This window comes from Clostridioides sp. ES-S-0010-02 (assembly GCA_020641055.1).
GTDB lineage: Bacteria > Bacillota > Clostridia > Peptostreptococcales > Peptostreptococcaceae > Clostridioides.
Window position 1 is genome coordinate 1061204 of the sequence record CP067345.1, and the last position, 21191, is coordinate 1082394.

Sequence of the window (21191 nt, forward strand, 5' to 3'; positions counted from 1 at the left end):
TATGAGTCAACAAAATACTGGAAGTACAATTGTAAATAGTAAACCAAAAAAAACTGTTGTTGAAACATTTATGGGAGGCGCAAAAAAAGGTTTTTACATAGGTGTTGAACAAATATTGCCAGCCATGATAATGGGGTATGTAATAGTACAATTTCTACAATTGACTGGTCTAGTTGATATTTTAGGAAATGTTTTTGGTCCAGTAATGGGGATTTTTGGACTACCTGGAGAATCAGTCGTAGTTTTGATAGCGGCTTTCTTTGCTAAGGCAGCAGGAGCAGCTACAGCCGCAAATTTATTTGCACAAGGTATAATTACAGCATCACAAGCAACTATTTTGATTATGCCATGTATGTTAATGGGTACTCTAGTTGGTCATTACGCTAGAATAGTTCTTGTAGCTAATACTAGCACTAAGTATAGAATGTTACTATTAGCAGTTCCTATATTTGATGCAGTGGTAGGTATGTTGATAGTTAGAGTTTTACTTACTTTTATGGGATTAATGTAAAAATTAAATAAAACTAACATAATAATGTCATGATGATGTACTAATTAAAAAATGATATGTTAATTAAAAAAGAAGTTTACTAGTATAGTAGTAAACTTCTTTTAGATTTTCTATGTTTTTAGAGTTTTTTTTAAAACTTTCTATGTTTTGTTTTAATATCTTTAAATCAACAATAAATTAAATTCATTTTTAGTTAATATCAATATAAATTTATTATGATTTTATTTTTAAAGTACAATATGTTTTGAATTTTCTCGTATATCTACTTCAATGACTTTTTCTATTGTATCTCCTCTAAAGCCTAGTAAATTACTTGTTAAGTTTGCAGTAGAACAAGAGTGGTTAGGTATGATTCTTATCCTATCACCTATTTTTATATTAGTTTTTCCATTTACTTTAATTTTACCAACTTCTTCTGAAAGTGAATCAATAATAAGTTCTGGATGTCCACAAACTATACCATAGCCAACAATACTACTATTTCCATGAGCACCCTTATCTAGTCCAAGGCATTTACTTCCACAATCAACTAAATAATATCCATCACTATTTTTTGATATTACAGTACATACGACAGTAAGAGCACACATCTTTTCAGTAGCACATCCTAAAGCTATTTGTATAGCATCATAATATACATAGTTTCCAGGTCTTACAGCAGTGATAGTTTTAGAAGTGGCTTCAGTTTCAACTGTTGGAGTGCTTCCAGAAGCTACAATATCTATATTAAATCCATTATCAGTTAATAATTTAGATGCCTTTTCCATAGCAGAATTTTCTTGAACACAAACATCTGGTACACCTTCTGGAGAACTGCAACCGTATACTTGACCTGGATGTGAGCTTATTCCAACAATCTTTATACTTTCTAGTTTTGAAATTTCAATAGCAAGTTCTACTACTTTTTCTGGTTTAACACCAAAACGGTGTAATCCGCAATCTACAATAAGAAGTAGTTTACATTCAATTTTAGCTAGAGAAAAAGCCTTGCTGTAAGTTCTTGCACATTCTATATTATCTGTAGCACATATTAAATTTATTTTTGAAGCCATGGTTACTACCCTATTTATATTTGCATCTCCCATGTAAGGGTAAGCCAACATAATATGTTTAAAGCCAGCATTTATCAAAGCTTCAGCTTCATCAAGAGTTCCAACAAGAAATCCAGTAGCACCTGTATCTTTTTGAAGTTTTGCAATATATGTACTTTTATGAGTTTTAAGCATAGGCCAAAGCTGTTTGTTATTCTTTGTACAAATTTCTTGTATTGTATTTATATTTTCTTCTAACTGGTCTAAATCTAGTAAAAAACTTGGTGTAGCAATTTCTGAAATTTTCATATTGTTTACCACCTTTCAATAAAAATAAAATCAATCATAGGTCTTAATTTTACGATATTAATAAATATTATGATAAGATTAATTTTATAATATAAATATCTTCTAATTATATTATAGAACCAGTATGAGGTTAGAGCAATATTTATTTAGATTAATTAGAATTTTCAATATATTTATTGGTTATCAAATTATGTAACTATTAAACTGTATATATAATAATGTTTTATTTTTGTGGTTTTACTTAAAACTGTTTGAGTTTTATTTAATAGGGTATTTTAAGTAAGTAAAAATTTTATTTCAGCATAAAAAACTTATATTATAAATTTTGGAGGTAGCAAATATGAGAAAAGTGGTACTTTATATTGCAATGAGTTTAGATGGTTATATAGCAGAAGAAGATGGTAGTGTAGCTTTTTTAGATGAAGTAGCTTCAGATTCTCAACAGGAAGATTATAATACTTTTTACGATACAATTGATACAGTTATTATGGGAAATTCAACATATACACAAATAATAAATGAACTAAGCCCAAATGAATGGTTTTATAAAGGGAAAGAATGTTATGTGTATTCAAAGACTACTAGTGGAGTTAATGAAAATGTAAAGTATACCAATTTGGAACCTAAAAAACTAATTGAGCAAATTAGAGCAGAGAAAAATGGGAAAGATATCTGGATAATTGGAGGAAGTGAAATAGTAGAATTATTTACAAAAGATAATCTAATTGATGATTATTTTGTATATGTATTGCCAATAATATTAGGTAGAGGAATTCCATTATTTAAAGCTGGAATACAGAGAACAAACTTAAATCTTAAAAAGGTTAGTAATATAGAACAACTTGTAAAATTAGAATATAGTAAAAAACAAGTATAAAGTATGTGCTGGCTTGTTATCATTTTATAAAATAAAGTATTTAAAAACTTAAATTATATATGAATTGACATTACTTGTCAAATATGGTAACATATAAGCGACTTATCGGAGGGTGTATTAAAAAGAATATGCTGGAGAAGAGAGTGCACTAACTCTTTTCTCCTTTTTTTATAAAAGCAAGTATTCATAAGCTTGGCATTACTACATAATAATTACACTGTCTCAAAAATTAAGAAAGGAGTAGAATATGAAATTAATTTTAAATTATTTAAAAAATTATAAGTTATTAATAGCATTAAATATACTGGCTATATTTAGTTTTGCATTAGTTGAATTAGGTATACCAACAATAATAGCTAAAATAATTGATAATGGTATTGCAAATCAAAACACAACTTACATAAAACAAATGGGAATAGTAATAGTTGTTATTTCTATTATAGGAGTTGTAGGTAGTGTATTATTGGGTTATTGTTCTGCAAAAATATCAACAGGAGTAACTAGAGATATAAGAAATGATATATTTAAAAAATCTCAAGAATTTTCACACACTGAATACAATAAATTTGGGATTTCTTCAATGATTACAAGAACTACAAATGATGCATTTCAAATTCAACAATTTGTAAATATACTTCTTAGAACAGCTTTATTAACTCCAGTCATGTTTATTATAAGTATAATCATGACAATTAGAACAAGTGTAGAGCTTTCTTTGGTATTAGCTATATCAGTTCCTTTTATAATTATTGGAGTAGCAGTAATAGCAAAAATTTCTCAATCAATATCGTCTAAACAACAAAAAGGACTGGATAAACTAAACCTTATATCAAGAGAAAATTTAACGGGAATAAGAGTAATCAGAGCATTTGGGAATGATGACTATGAGACAAAAAGATTTGAAGAAACAAATACATATTATGCTAATGTTTCTAAAAAATTGTTTAAGCTTATGTCAATTACTCAACCCGCATTCTTTTTATTATTAAATATAGCTGTTTTGGCTGTGTTTTGGATTTCAAGTGAAAAAATAAATATTGGAGAAATTCAAGTTGGACAATTGGTTGCGTTTTTGGAATATCTTTTCCATGCTATGTTTTCAATTATGCTTTTTTCAATGGTATTTATCATGTATCCAAGAGCAGAAGTTTCAGCAAATAGAATAAAAGAAATTTTAGAAGAAGAACCACTTATAAAAAATCCTAAAAATGGAGTAAAAGATACTGAAAATAAAGGACTTATAGAATTTGACAATGTAACATTTACGTATCCAGATGGAGAAGCTTCTGTGCTTAAAGATATTTCGTTTACTGCAAAGACTGGTGAAACAGTTGCCTTTATAGGTAGTACTGGTAGTGGAAAAAGTACCTTAATTAACTTGATACCTAGATTTTATGATGTAACAGAAGGTAGTATTAAGATAAATGGAGTAGATATAAGGGAATATGACTTAAAGGCTTTAAGAAAAAAGATAGGGTTTATACCTCAGAAGGCATTGCTTTTTACTGGTAGTATAGCAAATAATATTAGATTTGGTAAAAATAAAGCAGGAACATCAGAATTAGAACATTCAGCCAAAGTTGCACAGGCATATGAGTTTATATCAAAAAAACCTAGAAAATTTGATGAATTAATTAGTGAAGGTGGAGCTAATGTATCTGGAGGTCAAAAGCAAAGACTTTCTATTGCCAGAGCTATTATAAGAAAACCTGAAATATATATATTTGATGATAGCTTCTCTGCATTAGATTTTAAGACTGATGCAATACTTCGTTCTAAGCTAAAAAAAGAAACAAAAGATGCAATTGTATTGATTGTTGCACAGAGAATCAGCTCAATTATTGATGCTGATAAAATTGTAGTACTAAATGAAGGACAAGTTGTTGGAATGGGAACTCATAAGGAATTATTGAAAAATTGTGAAATATACTATGAAATTGCAACATCTCAGTTGAAAAAGGAGGAATTGGAATAATGAAAAAGTCTAAAGGTTTTAAAAAAACAATTGGTAGACTTCTTCCATTTGTAAAGCAATATAAATTTTCATTTATTATAGCTATTATATGTATAATTTTAGCAGCTACTATGAATGCAATTGCTCCTAAAACAGAGGGATTAATAATAACACAATTAACTAAAGATGTAATTCGTATAGCAAAAGGAATACCAGGAGCATCTGTGAATTTTAACTATGTAGTAAAAATTTTGGCACTCTTAGCATGTATATATGTTGCTAATGCAATTTTTACGTATGCTTCAAGTTTTTTACTTACAAATGCTATTCAAAATACTATGAGAGACTTAAGAAATGAAGTAGAAAATAAGATAAGAAAACTGCCTATTAGTTACTTTGACAGCAATAGTTTTGGAGATGTACTAAGCCGTATATCAAATGATGTAGATACAATATCAAATGCCTTACAACAGAGTTTTATGCAAATTATTAACTCAATTTTAGTAATAATTTTGGCAATTTCTATGATGTTTACAATTAATGTATATATGGCATTTATAGCTCTTTTTATAATTCCAATTAGTTATTTTGTATCTAAGTTTATAGTAAAAAAATCACAAAAGCGATTTTCATTACAACAAAATGCTCTTGGAAAATTAAATGGAAAAGTACAAGAGATGTATACTGGATTTAATGAAATAAAATTATATGGTAAAGAAGAAGACTCTATAGAAGAATTTAAAAAAGTAAATCAAGAACTTTGTGAAAATGGATTTAAGGCACAATTTATATCAAGTATGATGAATCCAATGGTTTCATTAGTAACTTATTTTGGAATTGCAGCAGTAGCAGTAGTTGGTTCTATATATGCAGTGAGTGGAGGGATAACAGTTGGAAATTTACAAGCATTTGTACGTTACATATGGCAAATAAATCAGCCTCTTTCACAGATGACACAATTATCAACTGTAATACAATCTTCTTTTGCAGCAATAGAGCGTGTATTTGAAATTTTGGATGAAGAAGAGGAAACTCCTGATGTTGAAAATCCAGTTAAGATAGAAAATGTACAAGGAAATGTTACATTTGAACATGTGAATTTTGGATATGGAGAAAGTGAGACTTTAATAGAAGATTTAAATGTAGAAATAAAAAGTGGTCAAATGGTAGCTATTGTTGGTCCTACTGGAGCAGGTAAAACAACATTAATAAACTTATTGATGAGGTTTTATGATGTAAAGGGAGGAGCTATTAAAGTAGATGGAGTAGATATCAGAAATATGAGACGTGAAGATTTACGTTCAATGTTTGGAATGGTACTTCAAGATACATGGCTATTTAATGGTACTATTTTTGAAAATATAGAATATGGTAGATTTGGAGCTACTAAGGAAGAAATTATACAAGCAGCGAAAGTAGCAAATGTACATCACTTTATAACTACACTTCCAGATGGCTACAATATGTTTTTAAATGAAGAAGCATCTAATATATCGTTGGGAGAAAAACAACTTTTAACTATAGCTAGAGCTTTTATATCAGACCCTTCAATATTGATATTAGATGAGGCTACTAGCTCTGTTGATACTAGATTAGAATTGATGCTTCAAAAGGCAATGAGAAATCTTATGAATGGTAGAACTAGTTTTGTTATAGCACATAGACTTTCTACAATTCGTAATGCTGATTTGATTTTGGTTATGAATAATGGAAGTATTATAGAGCAAGGTAATCATGATGAACTAATGGAAAAAGGCGGATTTTATGAGAAGCTTTATAATAGCCAATTTGCAGATGCAGATACAGAATCTGAATAGTAAAATATCTGCATGAATAATAGCTAAAATTTAAATTGATAATGTTAGAATTGAAAAGAGTATCAGCAAAGTTATTTTTTAATAAACTTACTGATACTCTTTATATTTAAGCTTAAAAATATTTATATTTGACAATTAATCTTGTTATATCTGATAGCTAGAATTGCAGTATTTTTCTTTTTTACCTTTTTGTTCTCTGACATATAATAACTCACTTAACTTATCAATGTAATAACAATCATCACTTATGCGAATTAAACTAGTTAGATAATATCCGTCTTTACTTCGAGGAATTTTTTTGTTTATAGCTAAGTCAATAGCTGTCTTTGCTGCTTCAAAATGTTTTAAGTGTGTATGACCTTCTTCAAAATTCTTTCTAGTATTATAAACTACATAACCTTTTTTAACTTGAAAAACTATAAATTCTTTTTTTTCATATATTTTATTAAACATTTAATCAGCCTTTCTCAAGATAGTTTTATAGTATAACAATAGAAGCTTCTAAAAAATTTTATAAAGAGTATAAATATTATGTAAATTATAGACCTAAAGGCTATAATTTTATAAAGATAAATTTTTTATTACTTATATGTTAATTCATAGAAGTTAAAAGTAAATTATCTTTAAGTTAAACAAAAGTAAAATAAAAGACTAGTTATAATATTTATATGAAAAAGTACAAAATATAGTATAAAAATATAGAAAAATTAAATTATTTACTTGCAGTTTCTAGTTCCGTAAGTATATTTACCTTGAGATATATTATCATCATGAAAATATATTCTCTCACAAACTTTATCACCCCATAGAATATTTTTTGTTATTTTATGTGATGTATCTCCTGTAAATACCTCAGCAACAGTGGTATCAGTAACATCACAATAAAGGGATGCAAACTGCTTAAACCAAGGATTTTCTTCAAAGCGTGAAAGCCAGGAAGCTCCATAAGGACAGTGTAACTCTTCAAATTCAGGAACCCAACCTAAAAATGGAACATCAGTTATACTAGCAATATTGTCAGCAATCAATTCATCTCCATTTTCATTGGCTCTTTCTCTCATAGAAATAGCTCTTTCTTCTGATCTTTCAAACAAAACTTTTTTTAATATTTCAGCAGTTTTTTCATTTCCAAATTCCTCAACTAATACTTTGGTAAAATAAAAATATAAATCACCAAAATGTTTACAAGCCATACGAACTTCTTCAATAGCATAATCTTTGTCAATAGTTTCATTAGTTACAGTATCTTTGTTCAAAAAAATCACTCCTTAAAATAATAGTAGTTACATTATAATTATAGAGTATTTTTTATAAATAAGAAATTGATTTGAGATAAATAACATTTTAGTAAATGTAAATAGATTATTAAAATAATTTATTATTACAAAAATCTTCTAAATTGATGTATTTAGGAGTCTCCATATGAATAAGTGTTGTTTTGTAAATATCTTCAGTACATCCATTAGATATATTATTAAAAATATCTGTATGCTCTTTTAATGTTGTTTCTAGTCTTCCCTCATGTGATAATGAATCAAGAGCTAATTTTTTTATTCTGTACATATAGCTGTTGAACATCTTATCAAATTCAGTATTTTGAGCATATGAGACGATTGTTGTGTGAAATAAAGTATCATATTCTGCAAATGTGTTTAAATTCTTGTCACTTGATACAATCTCTTTTTGTTTATCTAAAAGATACTTTAATTTATCTATAGTTTGAATTGCTCTAGGCTCTTTGTATTGGCTCGTAATCAAAAAAGTACAAAATCCTTCTATTGCAGAACGTATTTGAAATATCTCTACAATTTCATTGGCTGTGATTTGATGAATTTTGAAACCCTTACTTGGAATGATATCTATAAAACCATCTTGACTGAGTCTTTGAAGAGCATCTCTTATAGGAGTTCTTGAGATTCCTATTTCACTTGCAAGCTTTGTTTCAGAATATATTTCATTTTCTATTATTTCACCAGATAGTATTAATTCTTTTAAATAGTCATATGCTTGTTCTTGTAATCTTTTAAATGTAGCCATATTTTACCCCTCCTAAACAATGTAAAAATACAAAAACTTATATAATGTTAAGAATACAACATAGTAAAATTAAGGTCAATCCTTTGAAATTTAAATTATATATTGGTTGATATGACGATATAAATAAAGGTTTAGTTGAATGATACTTAATTATTGATAAAAATAGTTGATATAAAGAAAAATAATTAATATAAAGTATGATTAAATATAATATAAAAATAGTGTGGTTTATTTAATATAAATAGTATGCGTTAAATATAATGATTATAGATGAAATCTATTATATAAATCTAAAAATCGTGTTTTATTGTTAAAATAAATACTTTTATATTTTATATTGACCGGTATACTGGTGTGTAGTATACTTTAAATCATAAAAAACGTTTTCAAAAATATGAAAATATGGAGGGGTATATAATGAAATTAGGATTTATCGGATTAGGAATAATGGGAAAACCAATGGCCAAAAACTTACTAAAAGATGGATGTAATCTTTTAGTATATGACATTAATAAATGTGCTGTAGATGAGCTTGTATCGTATGGTGCAAAATATGCAAGTCTTTCAGAAATAGGTGAAGAGTGTGAGATTGTATTTACAATACTTCCAAATGGAGCTATTGTTCAAGATATATTATTTGGAGCTAATGGTTTAACAAATACTTTAAAAGAGGGAAGTATAATTGTAGATATGAGTTCAGTTACACCTACAGAATCTATGTTATGTGCAGAAAAATTAAAGCAAATGAACTTAGAATTTATAGATTCGCCAGTAAGTGGGGGTGAACCAAAAGCAATTGATGGAACACTTGCTTTTATGGCTGGTGGTAAAGAAGAGGTATATAAAAAAGTAGAGCCATTCTTTAATATAATGGGAAGCTCAGCTATCTTAATTGGAGATAATGGTAGTGGAAGTGTTACAAAACTTACAAATCAAGTAATAGTTAATCTTACAATAGCAGCAGTATCTGAAGCATTTGTACTTGCAGCCAAAGCAGGAGCAGACCCAGAAAAAGTGTACAAAGCGATAAGGGGAGGTTTAGCTGGCAGTACAATATTGGATGCAAAAATACCAATGATTATGAATCGTGATTTTAAACCAGGTGGGAAAATATCTATCAATCTAAAAGATATAAAAAATGTAATGCAGACAGCACATAATTTGGATGTGCCACTACCTATGACAAGTCAGCTATTAGAAATTATGCAAACATTAAAAGTACATGGACACTTAGAAGATGACCATGGTGGAATAGCTCAATATTTTGAAAAATTAGCAGGTGTTGAAATAAAAAAACACAATAACTAATGGCAAAGATATTGATGATATAGTAGATATGTATTATTAAAATTAGATTTAGATTATATTATACAGAGACAATAGAGTTACAGTATCATAATAAAAGAAAAAATAAGGTCAAGAGATAATAAAGTAAATTATAAAGGGGAAAAGATTATGATTACAGGATATGGACTTTTGATAGCATTTATTATATCTATAGGAATTTTGCTTGTGTCAATTATCAAGTTTAAAGTAAACCCATTTTTGGCATTACTTATAACATCAATAATTACAGGATTTATGGTTAAAATGCCTATAAATGAAATTTCAACTACAATATCAACTGGATTTGGAAATACATTAGGTAGTATTGGTATTGTAATTGGACTTGGAATAATATTTGGAAATATACTTTCAGAATCAAGAGCAACAGAATCTATTGCAAAGGGATTGTTGGCTAGAACTGGAGAAAAAAATAGTGCGTTAGCTATAACTACAGCAGGATTTTTAATTTCAATTCCAGTGTTTATGGATGCTGCATTTGTTATAATGATGCCTATAGTTAAATATGTTTCGAGAGTAACTAAGAAGTCTCTTATGGTTTTTGTATGTGCATTAGGCGTTGGTACAATAGTAGGTCATGCACTTGTAATACCAACACCAGGGCCTTTAGCTGTTGCAGCAAATGTAAATGCAAATGTAGGTAGTTTTATACTTTATTCTATAATTGTTGCATTTCCAGCAGCTCTTGCAGGAGGATGGATTTATGGAAAACGTTTTGAAAAATATCCAGCTTATGCAATTGACGAAAATAATAGAGAAAAAAATTTAGAACAAGAAAAAGAGAGTATTGAACTTGAAGATGATAACTCTAATAAAGTCCCTGGTTTTGGAGTTTCTATGTTTTCTTTATTATTCCCAATACTTCTTATACTTGTATCAAATGTATTTAGTATGTTTTTAGAAAAAGGTTCTAAAATGAGTGGAATACTTGCTTTTATAGGCGATAAGAATATAGCAATATTACTTGGAATATTGGTAGCAATAGTATTTTTAAAGAAGTACATAAGTAAACCTATGGGAGATGTTGTTATTGAAGCTGCCGATTCAGCAGGATTGATACTATTAATAACAGGTTCAGGGGGAGCATTTGGTAGTGTTATAAATGCTAGTGGAATAGGAAACTTCTTAGTTGACACTATGTCTGGACTTAGTATATCAGTTGTAGTACTTGGATTCTTATTAAGTGCATTACTTAGAATTTCTCAGGGTTCTGCTACTGTAGCACTAGTGACTACCTCATCAATTTTAGGACCGACAATTTTAGCAACTGGGATGTCACCAGTTTTAGTAGGGCTTGCTATATGTGCTGGTGGTGTTGGTTTTTCTCTTCCAAACGATTCTGGATTCTGGGTACTTTCAAGATTTAGTGGATTGTCAGTTAAAGATACTTTAAATTCATGGACAATAGGAGGTACAATAGCTGGTATTACAGCATTTGCAATGGTTTTATTACTTAGTGTTATAAATGGTATTATACCACTTCCAGGCTTATAAAAAATATAAATATTAAACATATGTATACTGTAATAAATTGCATAAAGGGGGATTTTTAGTGAGAGAAGTCAATTCAATTAACATAGATATACTCGATACTTTTAAGAACGTAGATGAAGATAAATTAAATAAATTACTTGTAAATGAACTTAAAAATTTAAATAGAAAAATTATTGTATTAGATGATGACCCAACTGGAGTACAAACAGTTCATGATGTTTCTGTATATACTGATTGGGATAAGAATAGCATAGAACAAGGTTTTGATGAAGAAAATAGTATGTTTTTTATACTTACTAACTCAAGGGGATTTACAGTTTCTCAAACAACAGAAGTGCATAAGAAAATTTCAAAAAATATTGTGGATATTTCTCAAAAAGTTAATAAGGATTTTATTATTATAAGCCGAAGTGATTCAACAATGAGGGGGCATTATCCTCTTGAAACTAATCTGTTGAAAAATGAGGTGGAAAAATTATCAGGGAAAATATTTGATGGTGAAATAATAATGCCATTTTTCAAAGAAGGTGGAAGATTTACGATAGACAATGTGCATTATGTAAAAGAAGGAGAAATGCTTGTACCAGCGGGAATGACTGAATTTGCAAAAGATAAATCTTTTGGATATAAATCTTCTGATATAGGAGAATGGTGTGAAGAAAAAACAAATGGAGAATATAAATCTAGTGATATGATATACGTTTCATTAGAGGAACTTAGAAGTTTAAATATTGATAGGATAACAGAAAAGCTTAAAATGGCAAAGAATTTCAACAAAATCATTGTAAATGCAATAGATTATGTAGATGTAAAGGTATTTACAATTGCGTTTATACGTGCAGTAAACAGTGGCAAAGAATTTATATTTAGAAGCGCTGCTGCTATAACAAAGATACTTGGAGGTGTAAGTGATAAGGAATTACTTACTAAAGAGGAATTAGTATCAAAAGATAATACTAATGGAGGTATTATACTTGTTGGTTCACATGTAAATAAAACTACTCAACAACTAGAAGAACTTAAAAATTGTAAACATCCTATAGAATTTATAGAGTTTAATCAACATTTAGTTTTGAGAGAAGATGGATTAAAAAATGAAGTAAAAAGAGTTATACAAGTTGTAGAAGAGAAAATAACTAATGGAAAGACTGTTGCTGTGTATACTAGACGTGAGCGTTTTGATTTAGATACGAATGATAAAGATAAACAACTTATGGTTTCTGTAGAAATTTCGGATGCTGTAACTAGTATAGTTGGTATGCTTAATGTAAGACCAAATTTTATTATAGCAAAAGGCGGAATTACATCTAGTGATGTTGGAACTAAGGCACTAAAAGTAAAAAAGGCTACTGTAATGGGTCAAATAAAACCTGGTATACCAGTATGGATGACAGGAGAAGAAAGTAAATTTCCTAATATGCCATATATAATTTTCCCTGGCAATGTTGGAGAAGTTAGTACACTTAGAGAAGCTGTTGAAGTATTAATGGGCTAGAAGATTTGATTTAAAAATAAGGATAAGTCAATAGTAAGTTTTAGAATATATTAAATAAGGTTTAGAATATTATCAATAATATTCTAAACCTTATTTGTATTTATAAATATTTATATTATAATATGGCATATAATTTAGATTATTTATTTTTTTTGATTGATTTAATATCTTCTTTGATTTTATTTAAAATATCTTTATGCTTATTAGAGCTTATATTAGGGAACGCCTTAATAATACGTCTATGAAGTAATTTGTGACTAGATAGTAGAGTATTAAGCTTGTTTTTAAGTTCTTCAATTCTATTTTTAGCATAACGATAATTTTCTCTTTCTTTTAATATTTCAAATCTATCCTCTAAAGTCTCAAGTCTATTTTCAACCAAAGTCTCAAGTTTATTCTCAATAGTTTCTTGTGTAATAATTTTGTAGTATTCCTTTTTATCTTTTAATTCCTTAATTATAAGATTGATTTGTTTTAATTTACCATTTAATTGTAAAATTGTGTGTACTGTAATTATTAAATCTAAAACAAAATAAATTTCTATGGATATACCAAGAATAAATAGTATATTTTTAGGAATATAATCTATGAAATCAACTACAATAGGATGTATTATCAGCATTACAATTAATGACAACACACCAAACATAAGTGAATTTTCTAGGCACACTCTTCCATGAATGTTGAACTTGTGATTGGAATAATCCCACCACTTCATATTAAATATTTTTTCTAATACAAAACTTGTAAAATACTCCATTATGCTGGTGATAATTATACTAAACACAAATAATAAGGGAATATTATGAACAAAAGGAGTTAATGTAGCTACTATTGCTAGTGCTCCAAATCCATATATAGGACAAAATGGCCCATTTAAAAAACCTCTATTTACAAATTGTTTTTGTAAAACAGAACAATATGTAGTCTCACAACACCACCCTATAAAACTATAAATTACAAAATAAAGAAATTGGATATAAAATGTACTCATAAGCACCTCATTTCTAGTTAATATAACATTATATAATACTATATATCTGGTATTTTCTTTCACAATTAACTATATTACTTTAAATTTAATTTACATATTGATTATACCAATTTATAGAAATTTATCAAATTTAATTGCAATTATAATATTATATGCAAAACTATAATAATGAGATTTTATTTAAAATAAATAAGGGTGTCAAGTATAATCAAATCAATATCTGTAGATACTCTACAGTATATTGTTTTGATTACCTTTGACACCCTATATTATTTATATTTTGTTTATTTACATTTAAAACTAGAACAACATGTTTCAGTGTAAAGATTTACTCTATCAGTTTCAGGAGCTACTACTATATTATCAAGATTACATAAGCTACCATCTTTATTATACTTACAAGTCTTGACACTACAAACTAATTCTTCACAATTTCTATTGTTAACATTATTAGATAGATTACTATAAATAGATTCATCTAAAAACGAACTACAGCAAGTATGTCTATCATTATGAGCTTGTTCACCATTTATAAAAATTTTATCTGCATAACATATATGGCTGTTATTATGTGAGCAGTTAGTTACATTACAATTGATTCTTTCCAAAGTTATTACCTCCTAAACTATTATTTATTATAAATTATGTCCATATAATTGCAAGAATATAACATTTAAGAGAAAACTTCCTTTTAGAAGATATCTATTTTTAGATTAATTTGAAATACAGATATATTTTCTTCTAAAATTTACCTAAATTGTATAAAAACTTACAGCTTGGAGAAAATAATAGAAAAAGGAGGCGTAATCAATGTTTGAAAAGAAGAAAAAAGAATTATTTCCTTGGAAAATATCTGCATTAGTACTAGTAGGAGTATTTGTATTAAGTAGTGGAGTTTATATAGGAACAAAGTTAAAAAATAATGGAGTTCAAACTGGTAAAGTTGTAAGTGCTAGTGCGAATATGAATGAAGAATCAAAAGAAGCTTTTGGATTAAATAAAAACTGTGAAGTTTGGCTTCAAAGCGAAGGTGAGAATGAAACTAACTATAAGAGAGTACTTACAATGGCTGGAGTAGTTCCAGAGTCATTATTAGATAAGACAAAATCAGAAATAGTATCATATTTTAAGCAAGAATATCCAACTAAAACAATAAAGAGTATGGATAAAAATGAAATCATCTTAGTAGAATCTAAAAACAGTGATAATAAAGATGTACAAGCAATGAACACTACTATAAAAGGTAAATATACAATTGAAAATGATAATGGAAATATAGCATTGTATAAATATGATGATAGTGGAAATAAAACATTAGTAGAAAAAACTAAAATAAGAGTAGATTCACTTCCTAAGACTGTTCAAGATGAACTTAAAAAAGGTGTAGTTATGGATACAGAGGAAGAGGCCTATTCAAGATTAGAAGATTTTGCAAGTTAATATTTCAAATTGATATTAAGATTCAAAACATATTTAATGCCTATTAAAATACAATAATTTATTTGTACTAAATATAAAAGTTATATTGGAGTGAGAAGTTCGCTTTGATATAACTTTTTTATTTGATTTTATTAAATCTCTAAGAATACTCGTGACTTTAGTCATGAGATGAATTAGGGAAATAGTAAGCGTATAGAGAAGTTTGTACATAGAGATAGTAAACAATCTATCCAATATACCACTTGAATTGCTGGAAACCCCTAAAGCTTATGTGAACGACAACCTCTAATACGATTAATGTAGAATTTAGCTACAGGTTAAATTTTCTCTACTGTCATTGTTTTTTACCAAAACATTGGCTTTACAGTAAAGATATGTTATAATCATCTTAGAAAGCGAAGTGATATATATCATGTATTTAACTGTAAAACAGCAGGTAAAACATCTTTCAAAGGAAGATTATAAGAATATTAAAGAGCTTTCTCGTATAGCTAAAAATTTAGCTAATGAAGCAATCTATAATATTAGGCAATATTACTTCCAAGAAGGCGAATATCTAAATTATGAAAAGAATTATGTTCTTCTGAAAGATAGTCCTAATTACAAAAACTTAAATTCCAATATGGCTCAACAAATTTTGAAGGAAGTAGATAGTTCATTTAAGTCTTTTTTTGGACTACTTAAATTAGTGAAAAAAGGTAAATATTCTTTCAAAGATATAAAATTACCACATTATCTTCCAAAAGATGGATTTACTACACTTGTCATTGGTTTTGTTCGATTAAATAATAATCAATTAATAATTCCATATTCACGTCAATTTGGAAAAGAACATAAAAAAGTTATAATAACGATTCCGCCAATTCTTAAAGATAAGAAAATTAAGGAAATTCGTATTATACCAAAAGCAAAAGCTAGGTTCTTTGAAATTCAATACACTTACGAAGTGAAAGAAGAACAAAGAAAATTAAATAAAAACAAAGTACTAGCAATTGATTTTGGAATTAATAATTTAGCAACTTGTATTACTTCTACTGGTGAAAGTTTTATTGTTGATGGAAAGCGTTTAAAATCAATAAATCAATGGTATAATAAACAAAATGCACGACTTCAAAGTATTAAAGATTTACAGGGTTATGTAAAACGAAATACCAATCGACAAAAATCGAATACTCGCAATCGAAACAATAAAGTAAATGATTATATGGCTAAAACAGCTCGTATTATTATTAATTATTGTTTAAAAAATGATATTGGTATTTTAGTTTGTGGGTATAATGAAACTTTTCAATACAGAAGTAATATAGGGAAAGTTAATAATCAAACATTTGTACATATTCCTTTTGGTAAATTACGTGATAAATTAGAATATCTATGTAAACTATATGGAATTACTTTTTTAAAACAAGAAGAAAGTTATACTTCCAAAGCTAGCTTTTTTGATAAAGATATTATACCAGCTTATAATGACGATAATCCAAAGGAGTATGAGTTCTCTGGAAAAAGAATTAAAAGAGGATTGTATCAAACTAAAAAAGGAATGATTTTAAATGCTGATGTTAATGGTGCATTAAATATTTTGAGAAAAAGTAATGTTGTGTCCTTAGATGGACTATACAGTAGGGGCGAACTGGACACGCCTGTACGTATCAAAGTAGCTTAGGTTATTTTGAACGTAATCGAACTCTGCGATTTTAGTCGTGGGAGGTTCAGGGTATAATAATTTAGAACATAAGTTTTTATGAGAAATACATTTTGGTATTTCTTTTATTTTTAGGAGGATTTTTTTAAAATGATGATATTGGGGATTGACCCAGGTATAGCCATAGTTGGATATGGTATAATTGAATATAAAAATAGTAAATTTAAAGTAATAGATTATGGGGCAGTGACAACACCTGCGCATATGGATATCTCTAAGAGGTTAGAACTTGTATATAAAGGAATTGATACAATAGTAAAGAATTACAATATAGATGAAGTTGGAATGGAGGAACTATTCTTTAACAAGAATGTAAAGACTGCTATAACAGTAGCACAGGCTAGAGGGGTTACTATGCTTGCTTGTGCACATAATGGTAAACCAATATATGAATACACTCCGCTTCAAGTAAAACAAGGTGTAGTTGGATATGGTAGAGCAGACAAAGCACAAGTTCAACAGATGGTAACCTCATTTTTAAGTTTAAAAAAAGTTCCAAAGCCAGATGATGTTGCAGATGCTCTAGCTGTGGCTATTTGCCATGCTCATTCAAATAAACTTGAAAAAACTTTAAAGAATATAGGTGGGAAGTATGTATAGTTATATAAAAGGTACAGTAGAAGAAATTTATATAGACAGTATAGTTGTTGAAAACAATGATATAGGATATAAGATAAATGTGTCATCCAATACAATAATGAATTTGCAAATAGGGAATACTGCAAAAATATATACTAAACTAATAGTAAGAGAAGATGATATGAGTCTTTGCGGTTTTGCAAGCAGGGAAGAATTAAAGATGTTTGAATTGCTTACATCTGTATCAAAAATAGGACCTAAGGTGGGGCTTTCAATACTATCATTTGCATCACCAGCGCAACTAGGAGCTTATATTTTAAGCGAAGATGTTGGGAAACTATCTAAAGCTCCAGGCGTTGGTAAAAAGACAGCAGAGAGAATCGTCTTAGAACTTAAAGATAAAGTAGATAAAAATAATATAGACTTTGAACCAACATTATTATCACAAAAACCTACTTTCATATCTCAAGATGAATCTATAGATGCACTTGTAGCTTTGGGGTATACCTTAGCAGAATCAAAAGAGGCAGTTCAAAAATGTAAAAAAGATGGTATGAATACAGAAGACATTATAAAAAAAGCACTTACATATATAATGAGTAAATCTATGAAGTAGCATTTAATTTGTGAATGTAAAATAATATTTAAAATAAAGTAGATTTGCAAAATTACGGAAGGAGGGGTATAAATGCAAGATTTTGAAGATGAAAATAGGATAATAACTTCTACTATGAAGGTGGAAGATATAGATATAGAAAATAGTTTAAGACCAAAAACACTAGAAGATTATTTGGGTCAAGAAAAATCCAAAGAGCAACTTAGTATATTTATAGAGGCAGCAAAATCAAGAAATGAGCAGTTAGACCATGTACTTTTATATGGACCACCAGGGCTTGGAAAAACTACACTAGCAAGTATAATAGCTAATGAGATGGGAGTAAATTTGAGGATTACATCAGGACCTGCAATAGAAAGAGCCGGAGACTTAGCAGCTATACTTACAAATTTGAATGAAAATGATGTTTTATTTATAGATGAGATACATAGAATCAATAGGAGTGTTGAAGAAGTATTGTATCCAGCAATGGAAGATTTTTGTTTAGATATAATAATAGGAAAAGGACCATCTGCGAGAAGTATAAGGCTTGACCTTCCTAAGTTTACACTTATTGGAGCTACTACAAGAGCTGGTATGCTTACAAATCCACTTAGAGATAGATTTGGTGTTATTTGTAAATTAGATTATTATACAGTTGATGAACTTTCAAAAATAGTGCTTAGGTCATCAAATATTTTAGATGCAGAAATACAATCTCAAGGAGCTTTAGAGCTTGCAAAACGCTCAAGAGGAACTCCAAGAATAGCAAATAGATTGCTAAAAAGAGTTAGAGATTTTGCACAGGTTAGGGCTGATGGAAGGATAACTGATGAAGTTGCGAAGGATGCTCTTGAACTTTTAGGAGTTGATAATTTAGGTCTTGATTTTGTGGATGAAAAGCTTCTTATAACTATAATAGAAAAATTTAGGGGTGGTCCTGTAGGTCTTGATACGTTAGCAGCTTCAATTGGTGAAGATAGAAATACAATAGAAGATGTGTATGAGCCGTATTTACTTCAACTAGGGTTTATAAATAGAGGGCCTAGAGGTAGAGTAGCCATGCCATTAGCCTATGAACATCTAAAAATACCTTATCCTAGCGATAGATAAGAATAGAAGAAAGAGGTATCAATTAAAAAAATAATCATTAAATTAAAATATTTCTAAAATGGGCAAAAATTCAAACATATCCACAAAATGGTAATTATATCTGTAGATACTGTGGATAAATACAAGGAAAAATGTGTGTACTGTATCTATATATTGTGGATAAGACGTGTATAACGTGGAAAAATATCTATATATTGTGGATATGCTGTATGTTAAAAATAGGGATTTATTGATAGATTATGGTAATATTGTAGAAAATAAGTTGTTTTTTTGATATTATTGTAGCTAGAGAAATTTTAAGAGAGGAAGTTTGACATTGAAAACAAGTGATTTTAAATTTGATTTACCACAGGAACTTATAGCTCAAGTTCCTATAGAAGATAGAGCTAGTTCAAGATTGATGGTATTAGATAAAGAAACAGGAGAAATTGAGCATAAAGTATTTAGAGATATAATAGAATATTTAAATCCAGGAGATTGTTTAGTTTTAAATAATACTAGAGTTATACCTGCTAGATTAATAGGGGAAAAACTTGAGACTGGTGGAAAAATTGAATTTTTATTATTAAAAAGAACAGAGGAAGATACTTGGCAAGCTTTAGTAAAGCCAGGTAAAAGAGCAAAAGTGGGAACTAAGTTTTCCTTTGGAAATGGGAAATTAATTGGAGAAGTTGTAGATTTATCAGATGAAGGTTCAAGAATTATAAAGTTTCATTATGATGGAATTTTCGAAGAGATTTTAGATGAGCTTGGAAATATGCCACTTCCTCCATATATAACTGCTAGATTAGAGGAAAAAGAAAGATACCAAACTGTTTACTCAAAACATAATGGCTCAGCAGCGGCACCTACAGCAGGTTTACACTTTACAGAAGAATTATTAAATGAAATAAAAGAAAAAGGTGTAGATATAGCATTTATAACTTTACACGTTGGTTTAGGTACTTTTAGGCCAGTAAAAGTGGATGATGTTTTAAATCATAAGATGCATTCAGAGTATTATATGGTTAGTCAAGAGGCAGCTGACAAAATAAATAAAGCAAAAAAAGATGGGAACAATGTAGTATGTGTTGGAACTACTAGTTGTAGGACTATAGAATCAGCTTGTGATGAAAATGGCAAGATGAAAGAAACTAGTGGATGGACAGATATATTTATATATCCAAGTTATAAATTTAAGGTTTTGGATAGACTTATAACTAATTTCCATTTACCAGAGTCTACCTTAATCATGTTAGTAAGTGCTATCTGTGGAAAAGAAAATGTTTTAAATGCATATAATGAGGCAGTAAAAGAAAGATATAGATTCTTCAGTTTTGGAGATGCTATGATTATAAAGTAGGGAGGGAATAGATGCATAGCTTACAAAAACAAAAAAAGAATAACCCTATATTAAAGATTGCTTTTATCTTTGAACGTGTATTAGCAGTAGTAGTTTTAATAGCAGTATTTTTAGGTACAATAGATGTATTAAGACTTATGTGGGGAGCATATATAGTTGATTTTCAAAACCCAGTACAATACAGTCAGCTTAATGATTTCTTAGCACAAATATTACTTTTGGTGATAGGTGTTGAGCTTGTAGTAATGCTATCACTTCATATACCAGGAGCATTTATTGAGGCACTACTATATGCTATAGCTAGAAAAATGTTATTGCTTCCTAAAAATGAAGGAATGATAGATGTTTTAATTGGAGTTATAGCTATTGCAGGACTATTTGCTATAAAAAAGTTTTTAGTAACAAAAGACAAGAGTGCTCTTAATATAACGAGTATTCATGATGAAGAAGCAATCAAAGAACAACAAAGTAAAGAAGATAAAGATAAATCTATTTAGAAAATATATTAGATATTTAGATTAGTGAAAATATATGTTATGAATAACTAGAAATAAAAA

The 21191-nt window shown here is 28.5% G+C and carries 20 protein-coding genes; 14 read left to right on the forward strand and 6 right to left on the reverse strand.

The window, feature by feature from the left end; genetic code table 11:
* Nucleotide 1 precedes the first annotated feature (1 nt).
* Nucleotides 2–511 carry a YjiG family protein gene (locus tag JJC01_05155; protein UDN59250.1) on the forward strand — a complete coding sequence of 170 codons (510 nt, stop codon included), beginning with the start codon at nucleotides 2–4 and terminating at the stop codon, nucleotides 509–511.
* A 227-nt stretch (nucleotides 512–738) separates the two neighbouring features.
* Here JJC01_05155 and JJC01_05160 read toward each other — a convergent pair whose 3' ends face one another.
* Entirely contained in the window at nucleotides 739–1851 is a 1113-nt protein-coding gene (locus JJC01_05160; GenBank protein UDN59251.1) for an alanine racemase, read from the reverse strand.
* A 340-nt stretch (nucleotides 1852–2191) separates the two neighbouring features.
* Between JJC01_05160 and JJC01_05165 the strand changes: the two genes are divergently transcribed.
* From JJC01_05165 to JJC01_05175, 3 genes are all read left to right on the forward strand, one after another.
* Nucleotides 2192–2728, forward strand: a complete 537-nt coding sequence (locus JJC01_05165; protein ID UDN59252.1) for a dihydrofolate reductase — start codon at nucleotides 2192–2194, stop codon at nucleotides 2726–2728.
* A gap of 247 nt (nucleotides 2729–2975) precedes the next feature.
* Entirely contained in the window at nucleotides 2976–4703 is a 1728-nt protein-coding gene (locus JJC01_05170; GenBank protein UDN59253.1) for an ABC transporter ATP-binding protein, read from the forward strand.
* Nucleotides 4703–6499, forward strand: a complete 1797-nt coding sequence (locus JJC01_05175; GenBank protein UDN59254.1) for an ABC transporter ATP-binding protein — start codon at nucleotides 4703–4705, stop codon at nucleotides 6497–6499. The genes JJC01_05170 and JJC01_05175 overlap by 1 nt, the downstream gene beginning before the upstream one ends.
* A gap of 144 nt (nucleotides 6500–6643) precedes the next feature.
* Here JJC01_05175 and JJC01_05180 read toward each other — a convergent pair whose 3' ends face one another.
* The 3 genes from JJC01_05180 to JJC01_05190 form a co-directional block, all read right to left on the reverse strand.
* Nucleotides 6644–6952 (reverse strand): hypothetical protein, encoded by a 309-nt coding sequence (locus JJC01_05180; GenBank protein ID UDN59255.1) that lies wholly within the window; start codon nucleotides 6950–6952, stop codon nucleotides 6644–6646.
* A 263-nt stretch (nucleotides 6953–7215) separates the two neighbouring features.
* Nucleotides 7216–7764: a hypothetical protein gene (locus JJC01_05185; protein UDN59256.1), complete on the reverse strand. Its 549-nt coding sequence runs from the start codon at nucleotides 7762–7764 to the stop codon at nucleotides 7216–7218.
* A 100-nt stretch (nucleotides 7765–7864) separates the two neighbouring features.
* Nucleotides 7865–8536 carry a GntR family transcriptional regulator gene (locus tag JJC01_05190; GenBank protein ID UDN59257.1) on the reverse strand — a complete coding sequence of 224 codons (672 nt, stop codon included), beginning with the start codon at nucleotides 8534–8536 and terminating at the stop codon, nucleotides 7865–7867.
* A gap of 402 nt (nucleotides 8537–8938) precedes the next feature.
* Between JJC01_05190 and garR the strand changes: the two genes are divergently transcribed.
* The 3 genes from garR to JJC01_05205 all read left to right on the forward strand — a co-directional run bounded on the left by garR (nucleotide 8939) and on the right by JJC01_05205 (nucleotide 12869).
* A complete protein-coding gene (gene garR, locus JJC01_05195; protein ID UDN59258.1) occupies nucleotides 8939–9844 on the forward strand; it encodes a 2-hydroxy-3-oxopropionate reductase in 906 nt (301 codons plus the stop codon).
* A gap of 147 nt (nucleotides 9845–9991) precedes the next feature.
* Nucleotides 9992–11374: a GntP family permease gene (locus JJC01_05200; GenBank protein ID UDN59259.1), complete on the forward strand. Its 1383-nt coding sequence runs from the start codon at nucleotides 9992–9994 to the stop codon at nucleotides 11372–11374.
* A 58-nt stretch (nucleotides 11375–11432) separates the two neighbouring features.
* Complete coding sequence (locus JJC01_05205) at nucleotides 11433–12869, forward strand: hydroxyacid dehydrogenase (GenBank protein ID UDN59260.1); 1437 nt, start codon at nucleotides 11433–11435, stop codon at nucleotides 12867–12869.
* A gap of 139 nt (nucleotides 12870–13008) precedes the next feature.
* Here the strand turns inward: JJC01_05205 and JJC01_05210 are convergent, their stop codons facing one another.
* Nucleotides 13009–13863, reverse strand: coding sequence for a hypothetical protein (locus JJC01_05210; GenBank protein ID UDN59261.1), 855 nt, complete (start codon nucleotides 13861–13863; stop codon nucleotides 13009–13011).
* 284 nt (nucleotides 13864–14147) lie between these two features.
* Nucleotides 14148–14471, reverse strand: coding sequence for a DUF1540 domain-containing protein (locus JJC01_05215; GenBank protein UDN59262.1), 324 nt, complete (start codon nucleotides 14469–14471; stop codon nucleotides 14148–14150).
* Nucleotides 14472–14673: 202 nt separating this feature from the next.
* Here JJC01_05215 and JJC01_05220 point away from each other — a divergent pair, with 202 nt between their 5' ends.
* From JJC01_05220 to JJC01_05250, 7 genes are all read left to right on the forward strand, one after another.
* The gene (locus tag JJC01_05220; protein ID UDN59263.1) at nucleotides 14674–15303 is read left to right on the forward strand and encodes a hypothetical protein; all 630 of its coding nucleotides are present in this window, start codon (nucleotides 14674–14676) and stop codon (nucleotides 15301–15303) included.
* 412 nt (nucleotides 15304–15715) lie between these two features.
* The gene (locus tag JJC01_05225; GenBank protein UDN59264.1) at nucleotides 15716–16966 is read left to right on the forward strand and encodes a transposase; all 1251 of its coding nucleotides are present in this window, start codon (nucleotides 15716–15718) and stop codon (nucleotides 16964–16966) included.
* A gap of 129 nt (nucleotides 16967–17095) precedes the next feature.
* Nucleotides 17096–17605 (forward strand): crossover junction endodeoxyribonuclease RuvC, encoded by a 510-nt coding sequence (ruvC, locus tag JJC01_05230; GenBank protein ID UDN59265.1) that lies wholly within the window; start codon nucleotides 17096–17098, stop codon nucleotides 17603–17605.
* Nucleotides 17598–18200, forward strand: a complete 603-nt coding sequence (gene ruvA, locus JJC01_05235) for a Holliday junction branch migration protein RuvA (protein UDN59266.1) — start codon at nucleotides 17598–17600, stop codon at nucleotides 18198–18200. The genes ruvC and ruvA overlap by 8 nt, the downstream gene beginning before the upstream one ends.
* A gap of 72 nt (nucleotides 18201–18272) precedes the next feature.
* The gene (ruvB, locus tag JJC01_05240; GenBank protein ID UDN59267.1) at nucleotides 18273–19292 is read left to right on the forward strand and encodes a Holliday junction branch migration DNA helicase RuvB; all 1020 of its coding nucleotides are present in this window, start codon (nucleotides 18273–18275) and stop codon (nucleotides 19290–19292) included.
* Between the two features lie 316 nt (nucleotides 19293–19608).
* The gene (gene queA / locus JJC01_05245; GenBank protein UDN59268.1) at nucleotides 19609–20634 is read left to right on the forward strand and encodes a tRNA preQ1(34) S-adenosylmethionine ribosyltransferase-isomerase QueA; all 1026 of its coding nucleotides are present in this window, start codon (nucleotides 19609–19611) and stop codon (nucleotides 20632–20634) included.
* An 11-nt stretch (nucleotides 20635–20645) separates the two neighbouring features.
* Entirely contained in the window at nucleotides 20646–21131 is a 486-nt protein-coding gene (locus JJC01_05250) for a hypothetical protein (GenBank protein UDN59269.1), read from the forward strand.
* Nucleotides 21132–21191 lie beyond the last annotated feature (60 nt).

Coding starts and splice junctions, on each gene's coding strand:
- JJC01_05155 (UDN59250.1), top strand. CDS start 2: ATGAGTCAACAAAATACTGGAAGTACAATTGTAAATAGTAAACCAAAA.
- JJC01_05160 (UDN59251.1), bottom strand. CDS start 1,851: ATGAAAATTTCAGAAATTGCTACACCAAGTTTTTTACTAGATTTAGAC.
- JJC01_05165 (UDN59252.1), top strand. CDS start 2,192: ATGAGAAAAGTGGTACTTTATATTGCAATGAGTTTAGATGGTTATATA.
- JJC01_05170 (UDN59253.1), top strand. CDS start 2,976: ATGAAATTAATTTTAAATTATTTAAAAAATTATAAGTTATTAATAGCA.
- JJC01_05175 (UDN59254.1), top strand. CDS start 4,703: ATGAAAAAGTCTAAAGGTTTTAAAAAAACAATTGGTAGACTTCTTCCA.
- JJC01_05180 (UDN59255.1), bottom strand. CDS start 6,952: ATGTTTAATAAAATATATGAAAAAAAAGAATTTATAGTTTTTCAAGTT.
- JJC01_05190 (UDN59257.1), bottom strand. CDS start 8,536: ATGGCTACATTTAAAAGATTACAAGAACAAGCATATGACTATTTAAAA.
- garR (UDN59258.1), top strand. CDS start 8,939: ATGGAGGGGTATATAATGAAATTAGGATTTATCGGATTAGGAATAATG.
- JJC01_05200 (UDN59259.1), top strand. CDS start 9,992: ATGATTACAGGATATGGACTTTTGATAGCATTTATTATATCTATAGGA.
- JJC01_05210 (UDN59261.1), bottom strand. CDS start 13,863: ATGAGTACATTTTATATCCAATTTCTTTATTTTGTAATTTATAGTTTT.
- JJC01_05220 (UDN59263.1), top strand. CDS start 14,674: ATGTTTGAAAAGAAGAAAAAAGAATTATTTCCTTGGAAAATATCTGCA.
- JJC01_05225 (UDN59264.1), top strand. CDS start 15,716: ATGTATTTAACTGTAAAACAGCAGGTAAAACATCTTTCAAAGGAAGAT.
- ruvC (UDN59265.1), top strand. CDS start 17,096: ATGATGATATTGGGGATTGACCCAGGTATAGCCATAGTTGGATATGGT.
- ruvA (UDN59266.1), top strand. CDS start 17,598: ATGTATAGTTATATAAAAGGTACAGTAGAAGAAATTTATATAGACAGT.
- ruvB (UDN59267.1), top strand. CDS start 18,273: ATGCAAGATTTTGAAGATGAAAATAGGATAATAACTTCTACTATGAAG.
- JJC01_05250 (UDN59269.1), top strand. CDS start 20,646: ATGCATAGCTTACAAAAACAAAAAAAGAATAACCCTATATTAAAGATT.